The organism is Burkholderia sp. WSM2230, from assembly GCF_000472445.1.
Lineage (GTDB): Bacteria > Pseudomonadota > Gammaproteobacteria > Burkholderiales > Burkholderiaceae > Paraburkholderia.
Genome location: NZ_AXAJ01000011.1, coordinates 93,573 through 110,461 on the forward strand (window position 1 = coordinate 93,573; position 16,889 = coordinate 110,461).

A 16,889-nucleotide genomic window follows, 5' to 3' on the forward strand; every position below is an offset into this window, starting at 1 on the left:
AGTTCGTTGAAGAAGGTGTGGGAAGCGATAGGGCGGATCCCGCGACTGCAAGGTGTGCCGTCCTGGCCGGCGCGCCATGAGTGCGGAACGCGCAACGTGCGCTAAAGCGAAAACGCGTCAGTGCCGGGCTTCGCCGGGTGCCGCGTCCTTGCCGCTCGTCGGCGGCGTTTCGTCGTCGCTGCTTCGCGCCCAGAAGAAGCGATCCGGCATATAGGCGCCCATGCCCGGCCGGAATGCGCTGCGTACCGCCTGGTAAAGATATTCCTGAGCCTCGCGTACAGCCTCCGCCGGCTCCTGACCGTTGGCGAGGAGTGCCGCGATGGCCGAGCCGAGCGTGTCGGTCAAGCCCATGATGCGGTTACTGCCGCGATCCCACATGTCCTGACGTAACTGGCCGTCTTCGCTGAAAAGCGTATTGACGAGCCTGTGAGTGCCGGTTTCCGTGGAAAGGATGTATTCGCAGCCGTGCGACAGCAGATGCGAAATGGCCGCGTCGAGGCTTGGTGCTTCCGCGTCGCCGTCCGGCTGGGCAAGCGCGAGCAGTGTGGCCGCATCGGCCACCAGCAAAGTGGTCTGGGGCGCAAGCAGATCGGCGATGGCCTCGCGCAGTTCGTCGGCCGCCAGCACGTGTTCGTCGTCGAGCGTGAAGTCGGGGGCGAGAATCAGCGGAATGTCGTCGTAATCGGCTACCACTTCGGCAATCGCGCTGACCACCTCCGCGCGGGTGCAGGCGCCGACCTTGAACGCTGCGATCGGCATGTCTTCGAGCAGCATGCGCGCCTGGGTCGCCACCACTTCTGGATCGAGCCCGTTGACCTCGTCGCAGGTTGCCGAGTCGCGCACGGTGTAGCCGGTGAGCACGGAGACGCCGTGACAACCCATGCTGGCAAGGGTCATCAGGTCGGCTTGCAGGCCGGAGCCGCCGGTGGGATCGGAAAGGCCGAAGGTGAGGACAATCGGAGGCGTGTCGCTGGGCATGAAGATTTGAGAGGAGCAGTATTTTCGGCGCACTGGGTGCGCAATTGGCTCAATTATGCGTCCTAAACCGACGCGGGGGCGTTTTTTCGCAACCTGACGGCTTGCTGCGCAGTGCGCGGCCAGGCTGTGGCGCCACGCCGCACATTCCACCGGCGCCATCCATCCGGCATTGCCGGAGGCCGTTGGCGCGTTGGATTGCGCGTTTGCCATTGCTAGGCATTGGGGCGGCAACACGGTACCATCATGGCTCCCGTTTCCACGGACTTCACGACGCGACACAAGAATGGAATATCAAAGCTGGATGTGCCTGATTTGCGGCTGGATTTACGATGAAGAAGCCGGTTTGCCGGAGGAAGGCATTGCGCCGGGCACTCGCTGGGAAGACGTTCCCATCAATTGGACCTGCCCTGAGTGCGGCGCTCGCAAGGAAGACTTCGAGATGGTCCAGATCTGAAGTCGAATGGCGGCCGGCGGCGCGCGGCCGGGTGTGGCATCGCGCCGGAACGTCGCCGTATCGGCAGTGTCGCAAGCGTAAGCTGACATTGTCCCGTCTTTGCGGCGCATTGGTCGTTCAGTATTCGTCAGTGCGCACGCGTCATCCGCGCACTGGTCATTGTGTGTTTGTCATTGTTCAGTGGCCGGTTCGCGCGTAAGGCGCTCAGTCTGCGCGCGGCGCCAAACGGCGGCCCGCCGACTTTCCGTCGCCAACTCATGACTCTTCGATCCGCAGCTCCCGTTTCCTTCGACGCATTGCCCAACCCGCGCGGCGGCGCTGTACGTCCCGCGGAGCTGGCGCTGGCCGAGGCGCTGTTGGCCTTCGAGCAGCACACCGGCTGCACCACCGCGCTGGTGCGCGCTTCGCACGCGTTGCGCAGCGCCGGCTGGCTCAGCGCCACACGTTTCGCCGACGTGCTGGTGCGCCTGTCGCCGCTTGCCGCGGGCGATCCGGCCGAGGCCGAAAGCGTACGGCCGGGGTTCGGCGCCGCGCTGCGCGATTTCCGGGCGGCGCTCGAGCGTCACAATCTTCGCGAGCTTGCCTGCTCGCCGACGCTCTTCAACCATTACCGCGCGCTGTGCGCCGATCTTGGCGAGCACACGGCGGCGTCCCCCGTCGCTTTCGAAGATCTCGCGCTGACCGCGCGACCTGTGCCGCCGGTGCTGTTTCATGTGCAGCCGGCCGAGCAACTGGCTCATCTGCGTGCTCGCTATGAACGGGCGCTGCTGCCGGTTCTGCGCTCGCAGCCGGACAGCGGCAGCATGGCGGCGCGCGCGGCCACCGAAGCCGCGCTGGACGAACTCGACGCGGTATTCACCGAACTTGCCGGCCCCGATGCCTACGATTTCTGGCGTCTCGCGAAGGCGTGCGCGCGGGCGTTGCGAGTCAGCGGCCGCGCAGCCGGCGAACCCGACGCGCGCCGCTTTTACGCGCGCTGCAATCTCGCGCTCGCCGAGCATGCGCGCGGCATCGAGCGCGCGCAACGCTCGCTCGTGCGGGCCACGCTCGCGCTGCTGTGGCGCGACTACGCGCTGTTCGGCGCCGCCGCCGAAGACGCCGACCAGGTCGAGGTGCTGCACGACTACGGCTTGACGGTCGACTGGCACGTCGCGGGCACCCAGGCATCCGAAATGCTTTGGGAAGCGGGCGCGGTCGACGCGCAGTCGTTGAGCGCGCGCACCTCGCTGACGCGCGAACTGGGCGTGCTGAGTGTGAATGCGCATGCCTACGAGGACTTTCTGCAGACAGCCGACGCGGCCATCGCCGCGCTCGCCGACCATGCGCGCGCCGCGGATCAGCCCGAAAAGGCCGATCCGGGCGAAGCGCTGCAAGCCGGCGACGCCGCCTACCGGCTCGGGTCCGCAGCTTGCGCGCTGGGTCTCGGCCACGTCGCGCTGCTGGCCGATGCGCTTGGGCTCGCGTGGCGCCGTCGCGCGCATGCCGGTGTCTCGACGCCAGCGGTGCGCGCGCATGTAATCGTCGATGCCCCCGCGGCGAGCGCGCTGGAACATGCCGCCGAGGCCTTGCGGGCGACGCTGCACAAGGTGGCGGCGGGCGTCGCGCCGCCCGCGAGCGGCGCGGCGCTGGCCGCGCTGACGCGCGCGATCGAGCAGGGCGGCGCATAACTGGCGCATAACGGGGAATAAACGGCGCAAAAGCGGTGGCGCAAAAGCGGTGGCGCACAGTCGGCGCACCACTGAAGCGAGCCCCGCGAAGGCTACGCGGCGGACCCGCCAAACAGGCCGCCACGCAAGCCGGCGCGCCCCTCGAATACGCGGCATGGCAAGGGCCGCGTGCGTGATAGAGTGCAACATGATTCGCCGTCGATGGCTCGCGGCACGCTTTCAGGATCCACGTCGCCGCTCCACGCTCAAAGCCCGCCATCCTGCACCGTCTTTGCTAAAATCCGAACTATGTCCAAGAGTACCGATCGCATCAATCTGACCAACCAGTTCCTGATCGCCATGCCGAACATGGCCGATCCGACGTTTTCCGGAACGGTGGTTTACCTTTGCGATCACAGTGAGCGCGGCGCGCTCGGCCTCGTGATCAACCGGCCGACCGACATCGACCTGCAAGCGCTCTTCAGTCGCATCGACCTCAAGCTCGAAATCGAGCCTCTTCTTCACGTTCCCGTGTACTTCGGCGGCCCGGTGCAAACCGAGCGCGGCTTCGTGCTGCACGATCCGAAAGACGGGAATACCTACACGTCGTCCATGTCGGTGCCGGGCGGGCTCGAGATGACCACGTCGAAAGACGTGCTCGAAGCGGTCGCAAGCGGCACCGGTCCTGAGCGTTTTCTGCTCACGCTCGGTCACGCCGGGTGGGGCGCGGGTCAACTCGAAGAAGAGATTTCGAAGAACGGCTGGCTGACGGTCGAGGCCGATCCGAAAATCGTCTTCGACGTGCCCGCCGAAGAGCGCTTCGAAGCCGCGCTCGCGCTGCTGGGCGTCTCGCTGTCCATGCTGTCGGGCGAGGCCGGGCACGCATGAGAGGCACCGCATGAGCCTGCCGGGCGTGCGTGAGGCGACGCTGCTCGCGTTCGACTACGGCGAGAAGCGCATCGGCGTGGCGGTCGGCAATTCGCTCACGAAAAGCGCGCGGCCGCTCGTCATCGTACAGAATCGCAGCCGCGAATATCGCTTCGCGGAAGTCGGCAAGCTGATTGCCGAATGGAAGCCGGACGCGCTCGTCGTGGGCTTGCCCATGCATCCGGACGGCACGCCGCACGAAATGACGCAACTCGCCAAGCGCTTCGGCAATCAGCTGAACGGCCGTTTCAATTTGCCCGTGACGTGGGTGGACGAGCGCTATTCGTCGGTCGAGGCGGAGGCGGGCATGCGCGCCAACAAGGGCCGCGCGGATATGCTCGACGCCGAAGCCGCCAGCATCATCCTTCAGCAATATCTTGACGGACTTTCCGACAACCATGAGTTCCATTGACGCCGAAGCGCTATATCGCACGCTGCTCGATCAGATTCGCGCCGCCTACGGCGAGAAGCTCGGTGCGGCCGAGGGCGCCGCCGGGACAGTGCTCGCCGGCATCCACAGCGGCGGCGCGTGGCTCGCCGAGCGGCTCGCGCACGACCTGAATCTGGCGAGCTACGGCGTCGTCAATGTCGCGTTGCATCGCGACGACTACGCGAAGAAGGGGCTGCACGCGCAGGCGAGCCCGACGTCGCTGCCTTTTTCCGTCGACGGCCGGCGCATCGTGCTCCTCGACGACGTGCTGTACACCGGCCGCACGATTCGCGCGGCGCTCAATGAGTTGTACGACTATGGCCGCCCTGCGGCGGTCGAACTGGCGGTGCTCGCCGACCGCGGCGGGCGCGAACTGCCGGTGGCGGCGCGCTTCGTCGGCGGCGTGGTGGACGTGCCCGCGGACGCAACGCTCGTGCTCGCGCGCGACCAGAGCGGCGGCGCGGGGCAGCCGCGTTTCACGTTTCACACCGAAGCACGCGTTGATTGAGTGCGGCGCAGAAGCGTTGGGAGCGAGGCAATAAAAGCGCCGCGCTCACCGCCGAGCTCCGCATCAGCCAACTGCGAAGCGCCACCCGAGCGACGAGCAACGAAAGACGAAACGAAAGACGAGCGACATCCAGCACCCAGCGCCCAACGCGCACATCGCATCGCAACCACACGTTGAAGCCCGTATTTCAAGCAGGTACATCATGAACACCGCCACCCAGGCTCCGCAGGATTCCGCCGATAGCGCCACCGAGCGCTTCCGTTATGGTTTCCTGAAGGGCAACCCGCAGCTCACGAAGAACGGCGAGCTCAAGCATCTGTTGTCGATCGAGGGTTTGCCGAAGGCGATCGTCAATCACATTCTCGACACCGCGAGCCAGTTCGTCAGCGTGACGGATCGCGAGGTGAAAAAGGTGCCGCTTCTGCGCGGCAAGTCGGTGTTCAATCTGTTCTTCGAGAACTCGACGCGCACGCGCACCACGTTTGAGATTGCGGCCACGCGTTTGTCGGCGGACGTGCTGAATCTGAACATCAATGCGTCGTCGACGAGCAAGGGCGAATCGCTGCTCGATACGATCAACAACCTGTCGGCCATGCACGCCGACATGTTTGTCGTGCGCCATGCGTCGAGCGGCGCGCCGTATCTGATTGCTCAGCACTGTGCGCCGCATGTGCATGTGATCAATGCCGGCGACGGCCGTCATGCGCACCCCACGCAGGGGCTGCTCGACATGTACACGATCCGCCACTACAAGAAGGACTTCACGAATTTGCGCGTGGCGATTGTCGGCGACATTCTGCATTCGCGGGTCGCGCGCTCGGACATTCATGCGCTGACCACGCTCGGCGTGCCGGAAGTGCGCGCCATCGGCCCGCGCACGCTGCTGCCGGGCGGACTCGAGCAGATGGGCGTGCGCGTGTTCCATAACCTCGACGAAGGCCTGAAAGACGTCGACGTGATCATCATGCTGCGTCTGCAGAACGAGCGGATGAGCGGCGCGCTGTTGCCCTCGGCGCAGGAGTACTTCAAGAGCTGGGGCCTGACGCCCGAGCGGCTCGCGCTGGCGAAGCCGGATGCAATCGTGATGCACCCCGGCCCGATGAACCGTGGCGTCGAAATCGACTCGCAGGTGGCGGACGGTCCGCAATCGGTGATCCTGAATCAGGTGACGTTCGGCATCGCGGTGCGCATGGCGGTGATGGGCATTGTCGCGGGCAACAACGACTGATGCGCGGCTAAGACCAACGCGCCCACCGCAACCACGCATACGCGGCAAACAACGCAGAATCTGGCCAAACCCGGCTGAAACAAAAAGGCAGCGCATGAAGATTCATATTCAAGGCGGCACGCTGATCGATCCGGCAGCGGGCACCGAGCAGCAGCAGGACATTTTCATCGCGGCGGGCAAGATTGTCGCGCTCGGCAACGCGCCCGCCGGTTTCGAGGCGACGCAAACCATCGACGCGCGCGGCTTGCATGTCGCGCCGGGCCTCGTCGACCTGTCCGCGCGCCTGCGCGAGCCGGGCTACGAACACAAGGCCACGCTCGAATCGGAAATGGCAGCGGCACTCGCGGGCGGTGTGACGAGCCTCGTGTGCCCGCCGGACACCGATCCGACGCTCGACGAGCCCGGCCTCGTCGAGATGCTGAAATTCCGCGCGCGCAATCTCGATCAGGCGCACGTGTATCCGCTCGGCGCGTTGACCGTCGGCCTCAAAGGGCAGGTCATCACCGAAATGGTGGAGCTGACCGAGGCGGGCTGCATCGGTTTTTCGCAGGCCGATTCGCCGGTGGTCGATACGCAGGTGCTGATGCGCGCGCTGCAATACGCGAAGACCTATGGCTTCACGGTGTGGCTGCGTCCGGTCGATGCGTATCTCGGCAAGGGCGGCGTCGCCGCGAGCGGCGCGCTGGCGTCGCGCCTGGGTCTTTCCGGCGTGCCTGTTGCGGCTGAAACCATCGCGCTGCATACCATTTTCGAACTCGTGCGCGTGACGGGCGCGCGGGTGCATCTGTCGCATGTGTCGTCGGCGGCGGGCATTGCGCTCGTGCGCGCGGCCAAGGCCGAGGGCCTGCCGGTTTCGTGCGACGTCACCGTGAATCACGTGCATCTGATCGACCTCGACATCGGCTACTTCGACGCGCAGTTCCGGCTCGACCCGCCGCTGCGCCAGCAGCGCGATCGCGAAGCGATCCGCGCGGGTCTCATCGACGGCACGATCGACGCGATCTGCTCCGACCACACGCCGGTCGACGACGACGAAAAGCTGCTGCCGTTTGGCGAAGCCACACCGGGCGCGACGGGCCTGGAGCTGTTCCTCTCGCTGACGGTGAAATGGGCCGACGAAACCGGCGTGCCGCTTGCGAAGGCGCTCAACCGCATCACGGCTGCGCCGGCTCAAGTGCTCGAGCTCGAAGCCGCCGGCCGTGTCGCGGTGGGCAGCGTGGCTGACCTGTGTGTGTTCGACCGTCACGCGCATTGGCGCGTCGAGCCGCGCGCGCTGAAGAGCCAGGGGCACAACACGCCGTTCCTCGGCTATGAATTGCCGGCGCGCGTGCGCGCGACCATCGTGTCGGGCCGCGTTGCGTTCGAACAGCGCTGAAGTTCGCTGCACGATCTCGCGGCAGAATTCACGAACCGGCCCCGCATTGAGCCCATATTGACCCGCCAGGAAAAGCTCCGACCATGAAGCTCGCGTTACGCAAAGCCCGTCTCATCGCGCATCTGCTGCACGGCATGTGGATCGTCACAACGCGTTTTCCGAAAGCCGATGCCGACCGGCGTCACGCGCTCAATCGCGCATGGTCGCTGAAAATGCTGCGTCTGTGCGGCATGCGCCTCGTCGTGCATAACGACGGCGCGCGGCTCGACCGCGGCGCGCTGGTGGTGGCCAATCACATCTCGTGGATCGATATCTACGTGATCAATGCGTGGCGGCCCACGCCGTTCGTCTCAAAGGCGGAAATCCGCCAGTGGCCGGTGGTCGGCTGGCTCGCGGAGCAGCTCGACACCGTGTTCATCCAGCGCGAGAAGCGCAGCGACGCGAAGCGGATCATGCACGAGTTGTCCGACCGTCTGGGCGCGGGCGAGTTGATGTGCGTGTTTCCTGAGGGCACCACGTCCAATGGTCTCGCGCTGCTGCCGTTTCACGCGAACATGTTTCAGGCGGCGGTGTCGGCGTCCGTGCCGGTTCAGCCGCTGTGCATCATGTACGAGGACGCCGAGGGCCGGCAGTCCACGGCGCCTGCCTATATCGACGATCTATCACTCGGCGACTCGCTCAATCTGCTGCTGCGCGGGGGTCCGCTGACTGCGCACGTGTATGTATGCGGGCCGCTGGCGCCTGGTGCCGACCGCCGCACGCTGGCGGCGGAGGCGCAGGGCGTGATTGCCGCCGCGCTGCGCGAAATGCAGGGAGGCACGGCGGCGAGCGGCGCGCTGATAGAGGAGCCGATGGAGCCGATCGAGCCGTCCGCTGTCAGCGAGACGCTGATTGAACCAGTCGATCCGTCGGGCCGCTCGCCGAGCGTCTGACGAAGGATTAGCGAACTGTCGCGTTGCCGCCGCGCGCGCGGCAGTTCTCGCATTCCACCTGGGTCAGCGTGCGCTCCGCCGGATTCGCCGCGAGCCGCACTGCCGAGAGCTTTTCGCCCCATACGCAGCCCGAGTCGAGCCCGATCAGGTTATCGCGCAACATGAGGCCAAGCGCGGCCCAATGGCCGAACACCACGGTCACGTCCGCGGTCTTGCGCCACGGCACGTCGAACCACGGCATGCAGCCAGGCGGCGCGGCGTTCAGGCCGCCGCTGCTGCTGAAGTCCATCGCGCCTTCGGCATTGCAGAAGCGAACGCGCGTCAACGCGCTGCACGTCACGCGCAGCCGCTCGATGCCCTTCAGATTCGGCGTCCACAGACTCGGCTCGTTGCCGTACAGGCCTGCGAGCGTTTCTTTCCAGTTCGGCGCGCGTAGCGCTCGCTGCAATTCGTCGGCGAGTTCGAGCGTGAGGTTCACGTCCCATTGCGGCACCACGCCCGCATGCACCATCAACATGCCGTTTTCGTAGTAGGCGATCGGGCGGTGGCGCACCCATTCGAGCAGATCGGCGGCGTCGGGCGCGGAAAGAATTTCGTCGATCGTGTCGCCTTTTTTCGACTTGCGAATACCCGCCGACACCGACAGCAGATGCAGGTCATGATTGCCCAGCACCGGCACGGCACGCTCGCCAAGCGCGATGATGTCGCGCAGCGTGGCGAGCGATTCGGCGCCGCGGTTGATCAGGTCGCCCGCGAACCACAACGGCGCATCCGCCGGCGGCGCGGCCTTCGCGAGCAGGCGCTGGAAAGGCGTGCGGCAACCTTGCAGGTCGCCGAAAGCGAGAGGCGCCGGGCGCTGCTGCAAAGTGGATGGAGCGAAGGAAGGCGCGGTGGACGGTGTCATCGACGGAATATTTGCGGTTCGATACACGCGGCGGCGCACGGCGCGTGCCGCGTTGAAGCGGTGCAGCAAAAGAGCGTGACATAATAGCCCGTTTGCAGCGTCGGCATCGGCCAGTGCGGCAGCCGCGGCTTCTGTTTGGCCCATGCGTTCGGCACACGCGTCGGCCGCAGTGAACGACGGGCGCGATATTGCATCACAACAGAATGACCCTCGTGAACGGAGAAAGCATGTCGTCTTCCCATGCGAAGCAACCAGTCCGCACGCTCGTCACCGGAGCGAGCGGCTTTACTGGCCGCTATCTGGTGGACAATCTGCTCGAACGCGGCCATACCGTGATCGAAACTTTTGCCGGCAGCGACCAGGCGGAAACGCCCACGCGCCTGCGGCTCGACATCACGTCGCCGCAAAACTGCCGGCGCGTGATCGAAGCCGTGCGGCCCGATTACATCGTGCATCTGGCTGCGATCAGCTTTGTCGGGCATGACGATCCGCTCGACTTTTACCGCGTCAACGTGATCGGCACGCTGAACGTGCTGGAGGCGTGCGCCGCGACCGGTCACACGCCGCGTAAGGTGCTGATTGCGAGCAGCGCGAATGTGTATGGCAACGTGACGAGCGACGCGATCGACGAAAGCTTTCCGCTCACGCCGGTCAACCACTATGCGGCCAGCAAGGCGGCCATGGAAACGATGGTGCACACGTGGTTCGAGCGGCTGCCTATCCTGATCGTGCGGCCGTTCAACTACACCGGCCGCGGACAGGCGTCCAACTTTCTCGTGCCGAAGATCGTCGAGCATTTTGCGCGGCGCGAGCCGTCCATCGAGCTGGGCAATATCGACGTAGCGCGCGATTTTTCCGACGTGCGCTATGTGGCGCGCGCTTACGAAGCCTTGCTGGATTCGGCCGCGACGGCTGAGACGGTGAACGTCTGCACGGGCACGCCTTATACGCTGCGCGAGATTCTGTTCGCCGCAAGCGATCTGACCGGCCATAAGCTGCAGGTGCATGTCAATCCCGCGTTCGTCCGGCAAACCGATGTGAAGGTCCTCGCCGGGTCGCCCGCCAAGCTGCGCTCGCTGGTTCCCGAAGTGCAGGCCATTCCGTTCATGGATACGCTGCGCTGGATGCTCGCGGCCTGAAACACGCGGACGGGCGCTCGCCCGTCCGTCGAATTGCGCCGGCCCGAGGGGGCCGCGGCCCGCACCATTCCCTTTCCATGCTTTTCTCCACCGCGCCGCGCGTCCCGCGTACGGGGCACAGCGTGGTGTCGTATCACGCCTCGCGTGTGCGCAAGGCGATTCGGTAAGCATGAACGGTCAGCATGCAGCAGCGGAAATTGAACCCGAAACCAGACTTGTCAAGCTGTTTCAAGTTGTTAGGGTCCTAGTTTTTGTTCTCCGCGGCTTTATAATCGGGGCTTCATAAGATTGGCGTCTAAGCGCCTGCGTGCTGTGCACAGGCCGCGGGCGTCGAAAAATCGGACTCACAACGCGTGGCGAGCGGGCCGGCTGACCAATGCCGGGGCTGTCGCTGACATCTGGAAGGGAATTTCATGATCCTGGTAACGGGCGGTGCCGGCTTTATCGGCGCCAATTTCGTGCTCGACTGGCTGAATACGTCGGACGAAGCGGTGCTGAATGTTGACAAGCTGACTTATGCCGGCAATCTCGGCACGCTCAAGTCGCAACAGGGCAATCCGAAACATGTGTTCGTGCGCGCGGATATTTGCGACCGCGCCGCCATGGACGCCCTGTTCGCCGAGCACAAGCCGCGTGCCGTGCTGCACTTCGCCGCTGAAAGCCACGTCGACCGTTCGATTCATGGCCCGGCCGATTTCGTTCAGACCAATGTCGTGGGCACCTTCACGCTGCTCGAAGCTGCGCGAAGCTACTGGAACACGCTCGGCCAGGCCGACAAGGCCGCTTTCCGCTTCCTGCACGTGTCGACTGACGAAGTGTTCGGCTCGCTGTCCGCAACCGATCCGCAATTCTCCGAAACCACGCCGTATGCGCCCAATAGCCCGTACTCGGCCACCAAGGCCGGTTCGGACCACCTGGTGCGCGCGTACCATCACACGTACGGCCTGCCGGTGCTCACCACGAACTGCTCGAACAACTACGGTCCGTACCAGTTCCCCGAAAAACTGATTCCGCTGATGATCGCCAACGCGCTCGGCGGCAAGCCGCTACCCGTCTACGGCGACGGTCAGAACGTGCGTGACTGGCTGTATGTGGGCGACCATTGCAGCGCGATTCGCGAAGTGCTCGCGCGTGGCGTACCGGGCGAGACGTACAACGTGGGCGGCTGGAACGAGAAGAAGAACCTCGAGGTCGTGCACACGCTGTGCGATCTGCTCGATCAACTGCGTCCGAAGGCGGGCGGCTCCTATCGCGACCAGATCACGTATGTGAAGGACCGTCCGGGCCACGACCGCCGTTATGCAATCGACGCGCGCAAGCTCGAACGCGAACTCGGCTGGAAGCCCGCGGAAACCTTCGAGACGGGTCTGGCCAAAACGGTCCAGTGGTATCTCGACAATCAGGCATGGTCTGACGAAGTCGCTTCGGGCGAGTACCGCAAGTGGGTTGAGACCAACTACGCGCAACGCGCGTAAGGGCATAGCCATGGCGCGCAAAGGCATTATTCTCGCGGGCGGATCGGGCACCCGGCTCTATCCGATTACGCACGTCGTCTCAAAGCAGCTGCTGCCGGTCTACGACAAGCCGATGATCTACTACCCGCTTTCCACGCTGATGGTGGCGGGCATTCGCGACGTGCTGATCATCTCAACGCCGCAGGACACGCCGCGCTTTGAAGCCATGCTCGGCGACGGCAGCCAGTGGGGCATGAACATTCAATACGCGGTTCAGCCCTCGCCGGACGGTCTCGCGCAGGCGTTCATCATCGGGCGCGAGTTTGTCGGTAATGATCCGTCGGCGCTGATTCTCGGCGACAACATTTTCTACGGTCACGACCTCGCAAAGCAGCTCGAGCGCGCCAACAATCAGGCCGAAGGCGCGACCGTTTTCGCCTACCACGTGCACGATCCCGAGCGCTACGGCGTGGTCGAGTTCGACAAGCAGTTCCGCGCATTGTCGATTGAGGAAAAGCCTGCCAAACCGCGGTCGAATTACGCGGTCACCGGTCTGTACTTCTACGACAAGCAGGTTTGCGACATCGCCGCGGACATCAAGCCGTCGCCGCGCGGCGAGCTTGAAATCACCGACGTCAATTCGCGTTACCTCGCCAACGCCGCGCTCAATGTCGAGATCATGGGCCGCGGCTATGCGTGGCTCGATACGGGCACGCACGATTCGCTGATCGAAGCGGCCACATTTATCGCAACCTTGCAGAAGCGCCAGGGCCTCGTGGTCGCGTGTCCCGAGGAAATCGCGTACCGCCAGCAGTGGATCGGTGCCGAGCAATTGCTCGCGCTCGCCGCGCCGCTCGCGAAGAACGCCTACGGGCAATATCTGCAAAACATTCTTACGGACCAAGTTGCATGGCCATCCAAGTAACCGCTACGGCGCTGCCTGAAGTCAAGATCATCGAGCCGAAGGTGTTCGGCGATGCGCGCGGCTATTTCTACGAGAGCTTCAATGCCGTTGAGTTCGCGGAGCACGTCGAAACCGGCGTGACGTTCGTGCAGGACAATCATTCGCGCTCCGCGAAAGGCGTGCTGCGCGGCTTGCACTATCAGATTCAGCATGCGCAGGGCAAGCTCGTGCGCGTGGTGGAAGGTGAAGTGTTCGACGTCGCCGTGGATATTCGCAAGAGTTCGCCGAATTTCGGGAAGTGGGTGGGGGTGACGCTGTCGGTGGAGAACCATCGGCAACTGTGGGTGCCGCCTGGCTTTGCGCACGGTTTTGTCGTGCTGTCCGAGTCCGCGCAGTTCCTCTATAAGACGACCGACTACTGGTTTCCTGAGCACGAGCGCAGCATCGTCTGGAATGATCCGGCAATTGGTATCGAGTGGCCTATCGATTTTGAGCCGTTGCTCGCTGCGAAGGATGCGGCGGGTAAGCGGTTGGGTGACGCGGAAGTCTACGCATAAGGGGCCGCCGCATGAGCGCACAGAATGGCAAGCGGACGATTCTCGTCACCGGCGTCAACGGCCAGGTTGGCTATGAGCTCGCTCGCACGTTGCAAGGGCTCGGCAGCGTGGTCGCGGTGGACCGGTCTACGCTGGACCTGTCGAACCCTGATCAGATCCGCGCGGTGGTTCGCGATGTGAAGCCCGCGTTGATCGTCAATCCCGCGGCCTACACGGCGGTTGACAAGGCGGAACAGGAGCAGGACCTTGCCATGCGCATCAACGGCGAAGCACCGGGCGTGCTGGCCGGGGAGGCAAAGAAGCTCGGCGCGGCACTGATCCACTATTCGACCGACTACGTGTTCGACGGCGAGAAGGAGGGCGCTTATGTGGAAAGCGACCCCACCAATCCGCAAAATGTGTATGGCCGGACCAAGCTTGCTGGCGAACAGGCCATCGCGGCCAGCGGCGCCAATCACCTGGTGCTGCGCACGAGCTGGGTCTATGGCACGCGCGGCAAGAATTTTCTGCTCACCATGTTGCGGCTCGGCGCCGAGCGGCCCGAGTTGAAAGTCGTCGCCGACCAGTTCGGCGCGCCCACGTGGTGCAACACCATCGCAACGCTCACCGCGCATATCGCGGCGCAGTCGTTCGCGGCGCAAGACAGCGCCTCCTGGTGGCAGGAACGTTCGGGCATCTATCACCTGTGTGCCGGCGACTCCACGTCGTGGCACGGTTTTGCGTCGGCCATCTTCGAACTGGCGGACTTGCCCAACCGGCCCAACACGCTGCCTATTCCTGCTGCCGAGTATCCGACGCCAGCGAAGCGTCCGTCCAATTCGCGCATGTCGAATGAAAAGCTCGGACAGGTCTTCGGGCTCGCTGCGCCCCATTGGCGCGATGCGTTGAAGCTGTGCCTGACCGACGGGTTCCCGAAGTCGCCTGCCGCGCGCCTCTGAGGCTTTGGCGCAAGCTGCCGGCGCGGCTCGTGAAGGGTCCGGGTTGCGGGCTGCGGTTCGCGGCACGCTCGTCGCCCGAGCCCCACGCTGGCTGACGATACTGAAAGAGGGCGAGGGTAGAATATTGATCTTCCTGTGACGCTTGCTCCGGCCTGACTGATGTGTTGTGCAGAACGTCTGCCGACCGTCGCGACGGGCTGTGGCGCGGCATGCCCGACATGCTCGCGGCAAAGCGGCCAAGTAATAGATGCGGTATTGAAGGGGTGCCTGTGAGTTTGTTGCCGATCATTCTGTGTGGCGGGGCGGGTTCGAGACTGTGGCCGGTCTCGCGCGAGTCGCACCCGAAGCCGTTCATCCGTCTCGCGGATGGCGAGAGCCTTTTGCAGAAAGCTTTCCTGCGCGCGGTCGCATTGCCCGGCGTGAAGGAAGTGCTGACGGTAACCAATCGCGAGCTGTTCTTCAAAACGGAAGACGACTTCCGCGAGGTGAACACGAAGGGCTGCGCGACCTCGTTCATTCTTGAACCGTTTGGCCGCAACACGGCTGCTGCTGTCGCGACGGCGGCGCTCCATACGGCGAAAGCGCACGGCGATCAAACCGTCATGCTGGTGCTGGCGGCCGATCATCTGATCGCCGACCAGGCGGCGTTTGCCAAGGCCGTGGCGGCAGCGCAAAAGCTTGCCGAGGCCGGTAAGGTGGTCACCTTCGGCGTGCAACCGCAAACACCCGAGACGGGCTACGGCTATATCGAGGCGGACGGCGAGAACGTCGTGCGTTTCGTTGAAAAGCCGTCGCTCGAAAAAGCACGCGAGTACCTGGCGTCCGGCAAGTTCGTCTGGAATTCGGGCATGTTCTGTTTCACCGCGCGCACCATTCTCAAGGAGATGCAGCAGCACTGCCCCGAGATTCTGAGTGCAGCAGCCGAATGCATGAAGACTTCGCCATCGGCGCAAGGGCCGGACGGCGCCGCGCAGATCCGTCTCGAACCGGGCTGTTTCGGCGCCGTGCCCGACGTCTCGTTCGACTATGCAGTGATGGAGAAGTGCGAGCACGCCGCGGTCGTGCGTTGCGACATCGGCTGGACAGACGTCGGTTCCTGGACGGCGCTGAGCGATCTTTCGCCGGCGGATGCGAGCGGCAACCGCGTGGAAGGCGAAGCGCTGCTGTTCGACGTGAAGAACTGCTACGTGCGCGGCGGCAACCGGCTGATCGGCGCGGTGGGCGTCGAGGATCTGATCGTGATCGACACGCCGGACGCGCTGCTGCTTGCGAACAAAGATCGCGCTCAGGACGTGAAGCAGATCTTCGCGGAACTGAAAGCGCGTGGGCACGAGGCGTACAAGGTGCATCGCACGGTGCACCGGCCGTGGGGCACGTACTCGGTGCTCGAGGAAGGCCCACGTTTCAAGATCAAGCGTATCGAAGTCAAGCCGGGCGCGAGTCTGAGCTTGCAGATGCATCACCACCGCAACGAACATTGGGTGGTGGTGAGCGGCATGGCCAAGGTCGTCAACGGAGAAAACGAATTCTTCGTGTCGACCAACGAGTCCACCTATATTCCGGCGGGCCACAAGCACCGCCTCGAGAATCCGGGCGTCGTCGAGCTCGTGATGATCGAAGTGCAAAGCGGCGAATATCTGGGCGAAGACGACATCGTCCGCTTTGAAGACATTTACGGACGTACTTGAGATGGACATCACCTTTATCAACGACAGTAGTGAAGACCTCACACGGCACACGCAGAACGACGATCTCGTCGTCGGCATGAAGTCGGTGCGCGTGTGGGGCACGCTCGGCTGGCACGACATCCGTCAACGCTATCGCCGTTCGGTGCTCGGGCCGTTCTGGTTCACGTTGAGCACGATCATCATGGTCGTCGTGCTTGGCGCGCTGTACTCCACGCTGCTGCATCAGGAAATCTCCGACTACCTGCCGTACCTCGCGGTTGGCCTCGTGGTCTGGGCCTATCTCGCTTCTGTCGCCAACGAAGGCTGTCTGGCATTCATTGGCGCCGCGTATCTGATCAAGCAGATCCGTCTGCCGCTTACCGTGCACGTATGCCGCATCGCGTGGCGCAACTTCGTGATCCTGCTGCATAGCCTGCCGGTGGTCGTGGTGTTGCTGCTCGCTTTCGGGCGCTGGCCAGGCTGGGAATTCCTGCTGGTGCCCTTCGCGCTCGGCATTCTGTTGCTGCACGGCGTATGGCTCGGCGTCACGCTTGGCGTGTTGTGCGCGCGCTTTCGCGACATTCCGCCCATCGTCACCAATCTGATCCAGGTCGTGTTCTTTTTCACGCCGGTCATGTGGTCGCCGGAAATCCTCAAGGATCGCGGCTGGATCGCCGATTACAACCCGCTCTATCACCTGATCGAAACGGTTCGCGCGCCGCTCACCGGCCGTCCTACGCATTGGGAGTCGTGGGCGTGGTCGATCGGCCTGTTGATTGTCGGCTTTGCATTCGCGCAATTCCTGATGAAGCGTTTCCGTAATCGCGTTCCTTACTGGCTTTGATATT

At 64.1% G+C, this 16,889-nt stretch carries 17 protein-coding genes; 15 read left to right on the top strand and 2 right to left on the bottom strand.

Translation table 11 applies throughout. The annotated features are described in order from the left end of the window. Positions 1-117: 117 nt before the first annotated feature. Positions 118-978: a hydroxymethylpyrimidine/phosphomethylpyrimidine kinase gene (locus A3AC_RS0120755; protein ID WP_025601146.1), complete on the bottom strand. Its 861-nt coding sequence runs from the start codon at positions 976-978 to the stop codon at positions 118-120. Between the two features lie 283 nt (positions 979-1,261). Between A3AC_RS0120755 and A3AC_RS0120760 the strand changes: the two genes are divergently transcribed. The 8 genes from A3AC_RS0120760 to A3AC_RS0120795 all read left to right on the top strand — a co-directional run bounded on the left by A3AC_RS0120760 (position 1,262) and on the right by A3AC_RS0120795 (position 8,478). Next, complete coding sequence (locus tag A3AC_RS0120760) at positions 1,262-1,432, top strand: rubredoxin (RefSeq protein WP_007178992.1); 171 nt, start codon at positions 1,262-1,264, stop codon at positions 1,430-1,432. A 257-nt stretch (positions 1,433-1,689) separates the two neighbouring features. Next, positions 1,690-3,099: a hypothetical protein gene (locus A3AC_RS0120765; protein WP_025601147.1), complete on the top strand. Its 1,410-nt coding sequence runs from the start codon at positions 1,690-1,692 to the stop codon at positions 3,097-3,099. A 288-nt stretch (positions 3,100-3,387) separates the two neighbouring features. Beyond that, complete coding sequence (locus A3AC_RS0120770) at positions 3,388-3,966, top strand: YqgE/AlgH family protein (protein WP_013338356.1); 579 nt, start codon at positions 3,388-3,390, stop codon at positions 3,964-3,966. A gap of 10 nt (positions 3,967-3,976) precedes the next feature. Continuing rightward, entirely contained in the window at positions 3,977-4,417 is a 441-nt protein-coding gene (gene ruvX, locus A3AC_RS0120775) for a Holliday junction resolvase RuvX (protein ID WP_025601148.1), read from the top strand. Then, positions 4,404-4,943 carry a bifunctional pyr operon transcriptional regulator/uracil phosphoribosyltransferase PyrR gene (pyrR, locus tag A3AC_RS0120780; RefSeq protein WP_025601149.1) on the top strand — a complete coding sequence of 180 codons (540 nt, stop codon included), beginning with the start codon at positions 4,404-4,406 and terminating at the stop codon, positions 4,941-4,943. The genes ruvX and pyrR overlap by 14 nt, the downstream gene beginning before the upstream one ends. Positions 4,944-5,145: 202 nt before the next feature. Next, entirely contained in the window at positions 5,146-6,171 is a 1,026-nt protein-coding gene (locus A3AC_RS0120785; protein ID WP_006048658.1) for an aspartate carbamoyltransferase catalytic subunit, read from the top strand. 94 nt (positions 6,172-6,265) lie between these two features. Beyond that, the gene (locus A3AC_RS0120790) at positions 6,266-7,546 is read left to right on the top strand and encodes a dihydroorotase (protein ID WP_025601150.1); all 1,281 of its coding nucleotides are present in this window, start codon (positions 6,266-6,268) and stop codon (positions 7,544-7,546) included. Between the two features lie 83 nt (positions 7,547-7,629). Continuing rightward, positions 7,630-8,478, top strand: coding sequence for a lysophospholipid acyltransferase family protein (locus A3AC_RS0120795; RefSeq protein WP_025601151.1), 849 nt, complete (start codon positions 7,630-7,632; stop codon positions 8,476-8,478). A gap of 7 nt (positions 8,479-8,485) precedes the next feature. Here A3AC_RS0120795 and A3AC_RS0120800 read toward each other — a convergent pair whose 3' ends face one another. Continuing rightward, entirely contained in the window at positions 8,486-9,382 is an 897-nt protein-coding gene (locus A3AC_RS0120800) for a symmetrical bis(5'-nucleosyl)-tetraphosphatase (RefSeq protein ID WP_025601152.1), read from the bottom strand. 227 nt (positions 9,383-9,609) lie between these two features. Between A3AC_RS0120800 and A3AC_RS0120805 the strand changes: the two genes are divergently transcribed. From A3AC_RS0120805 to A3AC_RS0120835, 7 genes are all read left to right on the top strand, one after another. Next, positions 9,610-10,521, top strand: a complete 912-nt coding sequence (locus A3AC_RS0120805) for a GDP-mannose 4,6-dehydratase (RefSeq protein WP_025601153.1) — start codon at positions 9,610-9,612, stop codon at positions 10,519-10,521. Between the two features lie 413 nt (positions 10,522-10,934). Next, the gene (rfbB, locus tag A3AC_RS0120810) at positions 10,935-11,996 is read left to right on the top strand and encodes a dTDP-glucose 4,6-dehydratase (RefSeq protein WP_025601154.1); all 1,062 of its coding nucleotides are present in this window, start codon (positions 10,935-10,937) and stop codon (positions 11,994-11,996) included. Positions 11,997-12,006: 10 nt separating this feature from the next. Continuing rightward, positions 12,007-12,900: a glucose-1-phosphate thymidylyltransferase RfbA gene (gene rfbA, locus A3AC_RS0120815; protein WP_025601155.1), complete on the top strand. Its 894-nt coding sequence runs from the start codon at positions 12,007-12,009 to the stop codon at positions 12,898-12,900. After that, positions 12,885-13,436, top strand: coding sequence for a dTDP-4-dehydrorhamnose 3,5-epimerase (gene rfbC, locus A3AC_RS0120820; RefSeq protein ID WP_025601156.1), 552 nt, complete (start codon positions 12,885-12,887; stop codon positions 13,434-13,436). The genes rfbA and rfbC overlap by 16 nt, the downstream gene beginning before the upstream one ends. Before the next feature lie 11 nt (positions 13,437-13,447). Then, positions 13,448-14,374, top strand: coding sequence for a dTDP-4-dehydrorhamnose reductase (rfbD, locus tag A3AC_RS0120825; protein ID WP_025601157.1), 927 nt, complete (start codon positions 13,448-13,450; stop codon positions 14,372-14,374). Between the two features lie 269 nt (positions 14,375-14,643). Continuing rightward, positions 14,644-16,062, top strand: a complete 1,419-nt coding sequence (locus A3AC_RS0120830; protein WP_025601158.1) for a mannose-1-phosphate guanylyltransferase/mannose-6-phosphate isomerase — start codon at positions 14,644-14,646, stop codon at positions 16,060-16,062. A gap of 1 nt (position 16,063) precedes the next feature. Then, positions 16,064-16,885, top strand: a complete 822-nt coding sequence (locus tag A3AC_RS0120835; protein ID WP_025601159.1) for an ABC transporter permease — start codon at positions 16,064-16,066, stop codon at positions 16,883-16,885. Positions 16,886-16,889: the final 4 nt, after the last annotated feature.